Genomic DNA, 11,076 nt, shown 5'->3' with positions numbered 1-11,076 from the left:
CGCCCTCTGGGCCGCGGCTTTCCGCCCAATCCATCAGGGGTGCGACAGACGGTCGGCGCCGGGGTACGTAGTTTCCGCAGTTTTCTGCGGATTTCACGGATGCACAAGGCGCCGCTTCTTTGAGAGCATGCATTGCTGTTTCGTAACGAACGACACCGGAACGCGACTCCGGCGGGAGCCGGAAACCGGGAGGAAAAATGAGCACGATCATGTTGGTGGACGACTCGGCCACCATCCTGTTAAGCATATCAAGCATTCTTACGAAGGCCGGCTATTCCGTTGAAAAAGCCTCCAATTCGGAAGCCGCGCTGCAGAAGTTCAACGCCAACGTCAAGGTCGACCTGCTGATCACCGACCTCAACATGCCGGGAATGAACGGCATCGAGTTGATTCGCGAGGTGCGCCAGCTGCCGCCTTATAAATTCATGCCGATCCTTTTCCTGACCACGGAGTCCCAGCAGGCTAAACGCCAGGAGGCAAAAGCGGCGGGGGCCTCGGGCTGGATCGTCAAGCCGGCGACGGCCGACGAGCTCCTCAATACGATCAAACTGGTGTTGAGGTAGGCATGTTAGGCGTCTTCGGTTCCGTGCCGTCGTTACGGCACCCAGCACACCCCGCTTCCCTGTATTCCGACCCGGGCCACGCCACGGAGCATCTGAGATGACAGAGAGCCGCCGCCTTGCCCTGAGCCAGAACCTCACCATCTACCAGGCGCTGGAGCAGAAGCACGAACTGCTCGACGCCCTTGCCGACGCCGACGAACTCGAACTCGATCTCGCCCAGGTGGCCGAGATCGACGCCGCCGGTCTACAACTGCTGATCCTGCTCAAGAAGGAAGCGCAGCATGCCGGCAAACGCGTTTCCATCGTTGCGCATAGCCAGGCCGTGCGCGCCGTGATCGATTTCTGCAATCTTGCCGCCGAACTCGGCGACCCGCTTGTCATACCCGCCTGCGAAGCGTCGTAGGACACCAAGACTACGCATCGCACGGAGAACCAGTATGGACGAACTGACCAGCGTATTCATTCAGGAAAGCCGCGAGCAACTGGCGGAAATGGAAGCCGGCCTGCTGCGCCTCGAGCAAACGCCGGACGACGCCAGCGGAATTGATACCATCTTTCGTGCCGCGCACACGATCAAAGGCGCTTCCGGCGTCATCGAATGCCAGTTCATCGAGACCTTCATGCATCGCGTCGAAAACATCCTCGACGCGCTGCGCAACGGCGAGGCCGACATTTCCGCCGCGCTGACGACGCTCCTGCTTGAATGTTGCGATCACCTGGGCTCGCTGCTCGATGTCCTGGCCGCGCAGGCCAGCGAACCAAGCGCCGATGTCGCCGCCCGCGGCGAGGCTCTGAGCGAGCATCTGGAACAGTTCCTCTCAGCCATCGTTCCGACGCAGGAACCAGCCGCGCGCACCAATCTCGCCGCGCAGGACGATGACGGCGAAGTGGAAAGTTCAGGCGGCGGTGTCGTCAACACCGATAGCTGGCACATCTCGGTCCGCTTCGGACCCAACGTCATGCGCGGCGGCGTCGATCCCCTGTCGCTGCTTCGCTACCTTGGTGGCCTGGGCGAGATCATCGGCATCGAAACCGTCTCGGACGGTCTGCCACCAGCGGCCGACATGGACCCCGAATCATGCTACCTCGGCTTCGAAGTCCGCCTGCAGACAAAGGCTTCGAAAGCGGACATCGAGCGTGTCTTCACTTTTGTGAGCGACGAGTGCGACCTGCGCATCCTGCCGCCGCACAGCAATGTCGCCGACTACATTCGTCTCATACAAGAATTGCCTGAAGACGACATGCGAATCGGCGAGATCCTCGTCCGTTGCGGCGCGCTGACCCAGGCCGAGGTTGACCACGGACTGCAGGCGCAACACGAAGTACTGCTTGCTCAGGGAGAAAGCTCCGGCGGCGCGGACACAACCGCCGCGTCGCCGGCACCGCTCGGGGCCATCCTCGTCGACAGCAAGGTCGTGCACAAAGAGACCGTCGAGGCGGCGATCGCCAAGCAAAACCAGGTGGTGGACAAACGAGCGCGCGAAGCGCAGCTGGTGCGCGTGCATGCCGACAAGCTTGACAAGTTGATCGACCTCGTCGGCGAACTCGTCATCGCCGGCGCATCCGCCAACCTGCTGGCTCTGAAGAGCCGGCAAACCGATCTCGTCGAAGCGACTTCCGTTCTGTCGCGCCTCGTCGAGGACATTCGCGACTCGGCATTGCAACTGCGCATGGTGCAGATCGGCGATACCTTCAACCGCTTCCATCGCGTCGTACGCGACGTGTCGAAAGATCTCGGCAAGGAAATCGAATTGTCGATCAGCGGTGCCGAAACCGAACTCGACAAGACGGTCGTTGAGAAAATCGGCGACCCGCTCATGCATCTCGTGCGCAATTCGCTCGACCACGGCATCGAACCGGTCGCCGTCCGACTCGAACGCGGCAAGCCGGCTTGTGGGCGCGTTTCGCTCAACGCCTATCATGATTCCGGGAGCATCGTGATCGAAGTCTCCGACGACGGCGGCGGCCTCAATCTGGAAAGAATTCGCGCCAAGGCCATCGAGCGCGAGTTGATCCAGCCGGGCGACACGCTCAGCGAAAGCGACATCCAGAATCTCATCTTCGAGCCGGGCTTCTCGACCGTCGAAACCGTCTCCAAGCTTTCCGGCCGCGGCGTCGGCATGGATGTCGTGCGGCGCAACATAACTGCCCTGCGTGGCACGGTCGATGTCGCCTCGGTTGCCGGTGAAGGCGCGACTTTCACGATCCGGCTGCCGCTGACGCTAGCGATCATCGACGGCTTCCTCGTCGGTGTCGACAAGGCCGCCTACGTCATCCCGCTCGATTCGGTGGTCGAGTGCATCGAACACAAGGACATCTCGGGCGGACGCAATTTCCTGAATCTGCGCGGCGAGCCCCTGCCGTTCATCCGTTTGCGCGAACTGTTCGAGGTGGGCGGCCAGGCACCGGCCCGCGAAAGCATCGTTGTCGTGCAATTTGGCGGCCAACGCGCGGGCATTGTCGTAGATCAGTTGATGGGCGAGTTCCAGACAGTCATCAAACCACTCGGCCGCCTGTTCGCGAAGCTGCGCGGCATCGGCGGCTCGACGATCCTCGGCAGCGGGGAAGTGGCGTTGATCCTGGACGTCGCCGCGCTCGTGAACATGGTCTCGCGCAGCGAGGAAACGTTGCTTTACGGACACCGCGTTGCGTCGCCGTTTGCACTGTCTGGCAGCAACACCGTCATAAGGGGGAATGAGCACTGACATCGCCAACCTCTGACGTAGAGACATGAATGCGCCACGCGGCGCCTGAAGCTGCTGTTCGATCCACCGCTTTTTGGAATTGCCTCAATGCTGAATCATCTGAAACTCCGCACCATGCTCCTCGGCGGCTTCATCATCATCGCCGCGTTCTCACTGATTGTCGGCCTGATCGGCGTGCGCAACATGGGCACCATCAACGACATGGCTGACCGCCTGTACGAGAAGGAGTTGCTCGGCCTCTCATACGTCAAGGAAGCCAACATCAACCTCGTTTACATGGGCCGCGATTGGCGGACGGTCGCGTTGGCCACGACGCCTGAAGAGCGCGCGAAAGCGACGAAGGCCTTCAACGACCACGCACGCGCCGTGCGCGATTACATTGATAAATCGCGCACCTTGTTCTACAGCGAGGAAGGCCTCGCCGGCCTAAAGAAGGTAGACGCGGTATTTCCAGCCTATGTGCAAAGCACCGAGAGAATGCTTGCATTGATCGAAAAAACCCCAATGGCATCGCGCTCTGAGGAAATGTCGCGTGTGAACAGCGAAATGCTCAGTACGGGCAACGCAGCCGACGACTTGCTGACCGAGCTCACCAAGATCAAGGAAAACGTCGCCAAGAAGGCTTCGGAAGAAAGCATGGAGATCTACCTCAGCAGCCGGGTTCTGATGATCGGCCTTTCCGTCGGCAGCTTGCTGATCGGCGTTCTTCTCGGTTACTTTCTGACCCGGCGCGTCGAGAAACAGCTCGGCGGCGAGCCGGCCTACGTCACCGAAGTCGTGCAACAAGTGGCCGATGGCGATCTCACGGTGCAGATCGAACTCAAGGGCAACGACAACAGCAGCATGCTGGCCGCCATCAAAGCCATGATCGGCAAACTGACGCAGATCATCGGCGAAGTGCGCAGTGCGGCCGACAACCTGACCAATGCGGCGAACCAGGTTTCGGCCACCGCGCAGACGCTTTCGCAGTCCTCCTCCGAACAGGCCGCTTCCGTCGAGGAAACGACCGCGTCGATCGAGGAAATGACGGCGTCGATCGGCCGCAATACCGAAAACTCGAAGGTCACTGACACCATGGCGACCAAAGCCGCCCGCGAAGCCGCTGAGGGCGGCGATGCCGTGACCCGCACGGTCGATGACATGAAGAGCATCGCCGGCAAGATCGGCATCATCGACGACATCGCGTATCAGACCAACCTGCTCGCCCTCAATGCCGCCATCGAGGCGGCCCGCGCGGGCGACCACGGCAAGGGCTTTGCCGTCGTCGCCGCCGAGGTGCGCAAGCTCGCGGAACGTTCGCAGATTGCGGCGCAGGAGATCGGCAGTCTCGCCAGCTCCTCCGTCGAACAAGCCGAACGGGCCGGTTCGTTGCTGGTCGAGATGGTTCCGACAATCCGCCGTACCTCCGAACTCGTTCAAGAAATCACGCTTGCCAGCGAGGAGCAAACGACCGGGGTGGCGCAGATCAACAGCGCCATGGGGCAGCTCAATCAGGCGACGCAGCAGAACGCGTCGGCTTCCGAGGAATTGGCTGCAACGGCTGAAGAGCTTGGGTCCCAGGCCGAGCAACTGCAGCAGACGATGACCTTCTTCCGCATGGATGAAACCCGGCGTAGCCATGCCGCCAGCGCCCACGCGAGAACACCGGCGCGCTCGGTCATGGGAACGCGCGCATCCACGGTGCAGATCAACGAAAGCGACTTCGAACGCTACTAGGAGCGACTATGGGAGAGCTCGTTCAGGCAACAGGCAGAACCCAGCGCGCCGCTGCGACGCCGAAGGGCGCCGTAGCGGTGCGTTCGGAACCTCCGCCTCAATATCTGACGTTCACGCTCGGCGGGGAGATGTTTGCCGTCGGCATATTGAACGTCAAGGAGATCATCGAGTACGGCAATCTCACCACGATACCGATGATGCCGAGTTTCATCCGCGGCGTGATCAACTTGCGTGGCAGCGTCGTTCCGGTCATCGATCTGTCTGCCCGTTTCGGCGGCAAACCGACCGAGGTCGCGCGCCGCACATGCATCGTCATTCTTGAAGTGGCGGACACGGAGAGCGAGGACGACGTACACCACGACGTCGGCGTCCTCGTCGACTCCGTATCCGAGGTACTCGACATCCCGGCCAGCGAAATCGAGCCGCCCCCCTCGTTCGGGGCAAGAATCCGCGCTGATTTCATTTCCGGCATGGGTAAGGTGGCCGGCAAGTTCGTCATCCTGCTCAACATCGGCAAGGTGCTCTCGGTCGAGGAAATCGCCCTGCTCACCGAAACGGGGACGATGGCGGAGTCCGCCGCCGCGGTGTGACGACAGTGACAAGACATTGGCAACAACAGGCGCAGAGGATGTGCGGACTCCCTGGGTTACGGGAAGCCGAAACCGTATGACTCGCAGTAACTATTCGATGGGGTAGGAAGGGTGGCTTCCGCATCCTGCTCCGGCGGCAACGCCGGAGCAGGCGGGAAACCGGGAAAGATGGAGTAGGTAGCGAATTCTGAACAAGAAATAACGGAATCACGCTGATAACGACCCGACGTGGCACCGCCTTCTTGCCGGCATTGGCGGAAGGCCAAACCGGAACCCGGTAGCCGCGGCGGCACAAGGAGAATGAGAATGAATTTTCGCTCCGTATCGATTCGCAACCGCCTGATCGGGCTCGTCGCACTCGCCGTGATTCTGCTCGCCGCCGTGGCCGGCTTTGCGCTGATCATGGAACGGAATCAGATGCTGCGTGATCGCCAGGAGAAAACGCGCAGCGTCGTTGAGATCGCCGACACCGTCGTCGCCTACTACGGCAGCCAGGCAAGTGCCGGCAAGCTCAGCCTTGCAGACGCGCAGGAGCGCGCGCGGCTCGCCATAAGGCACATGCGCTTCGAAGGCGACAATTACATCACCATCATGGACACCGACGCGGTGGTGGTCGAGCATCCGATCAAGCCGGAAATGAACGGCAAGAATTTCTCGGATTTCAAAGACGAGAACGGCGTTCATCTCTTTACCGAAATCGTCGCCGCGGCGAAACGCGGCCGCAACGAGACCACCGAATACCTGTGGCCGAAGCCAGGCCATTCCGCGCCGGTGGAGAAAGTCGCCGCGAGCAAGCTGTACGCCCCCTGGGGCTGGGTATTCACGGCCGGCGTCTATCTCGACGATGTGCAAACCGAATTCAACCGGCTTGCGTCGATCATGGCCGGCGTCATCGGCGTCGCCCTCGCCTTGTTGATTGCGCTCGCCGTGCTCATCACACGCTCGGTCACACGACCGCTCACCGAAGCCGTCGCAGCCGCCGGCCGGCTTGCCGAAGGCGATCTTTCGGTGCAACTGGAGACGACGAGTCGCGACGAAGTGGGCACACTGATGACGGCGATGCAGAACATGATCGGCCGTCTGACGCAGATCATCGGCGAAGTGCGCGACGCTGCCGACAACCTCACCAACGCCGCCGGCCAGGTCTCGTCGACCGCCCAGGCCCTCTCGCAATCGTCCTCCGAACAGGCCGCTTCGGTCGAGGAAACCACTGCGTCGATGGAGGAGATGACGGCGTCCATTGCCAGCAACACCGACAACGCCAAGGCCACCGATGGCATGGCGGCCAAGGCCGCCAACGAAGCGGCCGAGGGTGGCCAGGCGGTCAACCAGACCGTCGAGGACATGAAGAGCATCGCCGGCAAGATCGGCATCATCGACGACATCGCGTATCAGACCAATCTCTTGGCCTTGAATGCTGCCATCGAGGCGGCCCGCGCCGGCGACCACGGCAAGGGCTTCGCCGTCGTCGCCGCGGAGGTGCGCAAGCTCGCGGAACGTTCGCAGATCGCGGCTCAAGAAATCGGCAGCCTGGCCGATTCTTCGGTGAAGCAGGCGGAACGCGCCGGCCATCTGCTCACCGAGATGGTGCCGTCGATTCGCCGCACGTCGGAACTCGTGCAGGAGATCGCGTCGGCGAGCCAGCAGCAGACGACCGGGGTGGCGCAGATCAACAGCGCCATGGGGCAGCTCAATCAGGCGACGCAGCAGAATGCGTCGGCTTCGGAGGAGCTGGCGGCCACGGCGGAGGAACTCGGGGCGCAGGCGGAGCAATTGCAGCAGACGATGACCTTCTTCCGCCTCGGCAACGAGGGACGCCGTTCGGCGTCGGCGGCCCCCGCCTCGCCAGCCGCACGCAAACCCGTGACCCGCTCCCCAACCTCCTCCCTTCAAATCAACGAGGGCGACTTCGAACGGTATTGAACGACATCATGTTCCGGCCATCCTTTCCGGCGCACCCGCCGGTTTTCACGTTCACGATGACGTACCGACGGTCTATGGAGCGCGTCGCTCGCTGCATAGCTCTACGGTCGTCGGTGGCGACCAGCCAACTCAACAATTATTAGAAAAGCAGGGAAATCCAGATGAAGACGCGCACGCTTTCCTTCCGCGACTGGCCGATAGCCCACAAGCTGAATCTCGTGCTATTTGCGGCGGCCATCGTTCTTTTCGCCGGCATGACGTACTTCCTCAGCGGCTACGTGGCGCGCATGCTCAAGGAAGACAGCCTCGCCAGCCTGCAAAAGATCGCGCGGCTCAACATCGATATGATCGACGCGTACGGGTTGAGTCTCAAGGCGAATATCAACAGCCTCAGCCAGGTCTTCGCGGCGGACTTTACCGAACCGTTCACCCTTGACGACAAGACGCGTATCACCATCAACGGCCGCTCGACGCCCGCGCTGCGCAATGGCAAGACCGTGTTGAATCAGGACTTCGCGGCCGTTGATCGATTCCGTGCCGCCAGCGGCGCCATCGCCACCGTGTTCGTCCGGGACGGCGAGGATCTCGTACGAATCACTACGTCATTGATGAACGAGCGCGGCGAACGCGCCCTTGGGACCGTTCTCGATCATGGTCACCCCGCGTACGCCAAGACCTTGGCCGGCGAAACCTACGTCGGCAAGGCTAATCTGTTCGGCCGGGAGTACATGACCAAGTACCTGCCGATTCGCGACACGGCCGGCAAAGTCATCGGGGCGCTCTTCGTCGGCATGGATTTCACCGACGAACTCAAACATCTGAAGGACAAGATCCGGCCGACCAAGATCGGCACCACAGGCTATCTTTACGTCCTCGACGCGGCCGAGGGCAAGAACCTCGGCACGCTCGTCATCCACCCCGAGAACGAGGGCCAGAACCTGGTCGGCGCGCGGGACGCCGACGGCCGCGAGTTCATCCGCGACATGACGACGCGCAAATCCGGCGTTTCCGAATACCGTTGGAAGAATCCGGGCGAGTCGACGCCGCGCGAAAAGATCGCCGTCTTCGAGCATTACCCGGAGTGGAATTGGGTCGTCGTTGCCGGAAGTTACCTCGATGAGTTCACCGCGCTCAGTCGCAGCGTCCGCAACGGGCTCGTGGTTTCGGTGGCGCTGACCATCGCCGTTCTCATGGCCCTGGCGTTCTTCGGTCTGCGCTATTGGGTCGCGCGCCCGATACAGCTCGCGCTCGCGGCGGCGACGCGCCTCTCGGAAGGTGATCTTTCGGTGCAACTGGAGACGACGAGCCGCGACGAAGTGGGCACACTGATGACGGCGATGCAGAACATGATCGGCCGTCTGACGCAGATCATCGGCGAAGTGCGCGATGCCGCCGACAATCTCACCAACGCCGCCGGCCAAGTCTCGTCGACCGCCCAGGCCCTCTCGCAATCGTCCTCCGAACAGGCCGCTTCGGTCGAGGAAACCACCGCGTCGATGGAGGAGATGACGGCGTCCATCGCCAGCAACACCGACAACGCCAAGGCCACCGATGGCATGGCGGCCAAGGCCGCCAACGAAGCGGCCGAGGGTGGCCAGGCGGTCAACCAGACCGTCGAGGACATGAAGAGCATCGCCGGCAAGATCGGCATCATCGACGACATCGCGTATCAGACCAATCTCTTGGCCTTGAATGCCGCCATCGAGGCGGCCCGCGCCGGCGACCACGGCAAGGGCTTTGCCGTCGTCGCCGCGGAGGTGCGCAAACTCGCGGAACGTTCGCAGATCGCGGCTCAAGAAATCGGCAGCTTGGCCGATTCTTCGGTGAAGCAGGCGGAACGCGCCGGCCATCTGCTCACCGAGATGGTGCCGTCGATTCGCCGCACGTCGGAACTCGTGCAGGAGATCGCGTCGGCGAGCCAGCAGCAGACGACCGGAGTGGCGCAGATCAACAGCGCCATGGGCCAGCTCAATCAGGCGACGCAGCAGAATGCGTCGGCTTCGGAGGAGCTGGCGGCCACGGCGGAGGAACTCGGGGCGCAGGCGGAGCAGTTGCAGCAGACGATGACCTTCTTCCGCCTCGGCAACGAGGGACGCCGTTCGGCGTCGGCGGCCCCCGCCTCGCCGGCCGCACGCAAACCCGTGACCCGCGCCCCAACCTCCTCCCTTCAAATCAACGAGGGCGACTTCGAACGGTATTGAGGATTCGGCCCGGTGACGGCCGACGAAATTTGTAACTTGCCGGCCGATGTGCTTTTTGTCGAGCGGACCATTGGAGAAATGATGACAGACGAACACGCCCGAAGAATCCGGGGATATCAACGAGCCGAAAGCTCGGCCACCGTGTCGATGTCATCACGCGCTCTCGGCTCGGGATCCTCACTGCTCGCCGACCTTCAGCCGCCCGCGCCGCTGCGCCGAAGGGCCACCGACAATGAGGTCATCCTGCTCGTCGATGACTCGCCCGAGAATCTCAGCGTTCTCGGCGAGCTTCTGCAAAACGCCGGCTACCGCGTCAAGGTCGCCAATTGCGGGCGTACCGCGCTGCACCTCGCCATGCAGGAACCGCGCCCTTCACTGATCATGCTCGACATCGTGATGCCCGACATGAGCGGTTACGAGGTTCTGCGCGACCTGCGCAACAACGGCGTCGCGCGCGATATTCCGGTGATCTTCCTCACGGCAAAAGATAACGACGAAGACGAAGAGCGGGCATTCAGCGAGGGCGTGTCCGACTACATCATCAAACCCTTCAAGCCGCTCGTCGTGCTGGCGCGGGTACGCAATCAGTTGCTGGTGCGCAACGCGCGTCTGTGGCTCGTCGACCAGAACCATGCGCTGGAGGCCGAAGTCGCCCGGCGCATGCGCGAGAACGAACAGATCCAGGCCGTAAGCATGCGTGCGCTGGCGCACCTGGCCGAGACGCGCGACAACGAGACGGGCAACCACATCCAGCGGACGCAAGGTTATGTGCACCTACTGGCGACGCGGCTGGTCGATCACCCGCGTTTCATCGACACGCTGAGCGCAAAGTACATCGAGACGCTGGTACGCTCGGCGCCGCTGCACGATATCGGCAAAGTGGGCATCCCCGACCACATCCTGCTCAAACCCGGCAAGCTCTCGCCGGATGAGTGGGAGATCATGAAAACGCATACGCTGCTTGGCAGCGAAGCGATCACGCTCGCCGAGCGCGACGTGGATGCGTCGGTGGAATTTCTCGCGCAGGCAAAGGAAGTCGTGCGCTGGCACCACGAACACTGGAACGGTGCCGGTTACCCGGACGGACTCGCCGGTGACGCGATTCCTCTCTCCGCACGTTTGATGGCGTTGGCCGACGTGTTTGACGCGCTGATCTCGAAACGCGTTTACAAGGAAGCGATGCCGTTCTCTCAGGTGTGGGAGATTATCGCCGACGGGCGCGGCAAGCAATTCGACCCGGACATCACGGATAGTTTTCTTGCCGGTCGCAAGGAGTTCGAGGCGATCGCCCTTCACTACGGAATCGAACGCTGAGTGCCGGCGGCGCTCGCTGGAGTCAGGCGCGAGCCGCGAGAGAATAGGCTAGCAAGGGAGTTTG

General features: G+C 62.1%; 8 protein-coding genes. All 8 read left to right on the top strand.

Translation table 11 applies throughout. The annotated features are described in order from the left end of the window. Window positions 1-197 precede the first annotated feature (197 nt). Window positions 198-563, top strand: coding sequence for a response regulator (locus NZ453_RS20850; protein ID WP_263772883.1), 366 nt, complete (start codon window positions 198-200; stop codon window positions 561-563). 97 nt (window positions 564-660) lie between these two features. Then, a complete protein-coding gene (locus NZ453_RS20845) occupies window positions 661-966 on the top strand; it encodes an STAS domain-containing protein (protein ID WP_263772882.1) in 306 nt (101 codons plus the stop codon). A 34-nt stretch (window positions 967-1,000) separates the two neighbouring features. Next, entirely contained in the window at window positions 1,001-3,268 is a 2,268-nt protein-coding gene (locus NZ453_RS20840) for a chemotaxis protein CheA (protein ID WP_263772881.1), read from the top strand. 87 nt (window positions 3,269-3,355) lie between these two features. Continuing rightward, window positions 3,356-4,984, top strand: coding sequence for a methyl-accepting chemotaxis protein (locus tag NZ453_RS20835; protein ID WP_263772880.1), 1,629 nt, complete (start codon window positions 3,356-3,358; stop codon window positions 4,982-4,984). An 8-nt stretch (window positions 4,985-4,992) separates the two neighbouring features. Further along, window positions 4,993-5,574: a chemotaxis protein CheW gene (locus NZ453_RS20830; protein ID WP_263772879.1), complete on the top strand. Its 582-nt coding sequence runs from the start codon at window positions 4,993-4,995 to the stop codon at window positions 5,572-5,574. Window positions 5,575-5,880: 306 nt separating this feature from the next. After that, window positions 5,881-7,497 carry a methyl-accepting chemotaxis protein gene (locus NZ453_RS20825; RefSeq protein WP_263772878.1) on the top strand — a complete coding sequence of 539 codons (1,617 nt, stop codon included), beginning with the start codon at window positions 5,881-5,883 and terminating at the stop codon, window positions 7,495-7,497. Window positions 7,498-7,658: 161 nt separating this feature from the next. After that, entirely contained in the window at window positions 7,659-9,698 is a 2,040-nt protein-coding gene (locus NZ453_RS20820) for a methyl-accepting chemotaxis protein (RefSeq protein WP_263772877.1), read from the top strand. Between the two features lie 12 nt (window positions 9,699-9,710). Beyond that, complete coding sequence (locus tag NZ453_RS20815) at window positions 9,711-11,012, top strand: HD domain-containing phosphohydrolase (RefSeq protein WP_263772876.1); 1,302 nt, start codon at window positions 9,711-9,713, stop codon at window positions 11,010-11,012. Window positions 11,013-11,076 lie beyond the last annotated feature (64 nt).

The sequence above is a fragment of the Propionivibrio soli genome (assembly GCF_025770765.1).
Taxonomy (GTDB): domain Bacteria; phylum Pseudomonadota; class Gammaproteobacteria; order Burkholderiales; family Rhodocyclaceae; genus Propionivibrio; species Propionivibrio soli.
This window is presented reverse-complemented; position numbering and strand designations above follow the sequence as displayed.

Bases quoted from the DNA above. Each gene is read 5' to 3' on its own strand.
- NZ453_RS20850 (WP_263772883.1), top strand. From the start codon at position 198: ATGAGCACGATCATGTTGGTGGACGACTCGGCCACCATCCTGTTAAGC.
- NZ453_RS20845 (WP_263772882.1), top strand. From the start codon at position 661: ATGACAGAGAGCCGCCGCCTTGCCCTGAGCCAGAACCTCACCATCTAC.
- NZ453_RS20840 (WP_263772881.1), top strand. From the start codon at position 1,001: ATGGACGAACTGACCAGCGTATTCATTCAGGAAAGCCGCGAGCAACTG.
- NZ453_RS20835 (WP_263772880.1), top strand. From the start codon at position 3,356: ATGCTGAATCATCTGAAACTCCGCACCATGCTCCTCGGCGGCTTCATC.
- NZ453_RS20830 (WP_263772879.1), top strand. From the start codon at position 4,993: ATGGGAGAGCTCGTTCAGGCAACAGGCAGAACCCAGCGCGCCGCTGCG.
- NZ453_RS20825 (WP_263772878.1), top strand. From the start codon at position 5,881: ATGAATTTTCGCTCCGTATCGATTCGCAACCGCCTGATCGGGCTCGTC.
- NZ453_RS20820 (WP_263772877.1), top strand. From the start codon at position 7,659: ATGAAGACGCGCACGCTTTCCTTCCGCGACTGGCCGATAGCCCACAAG.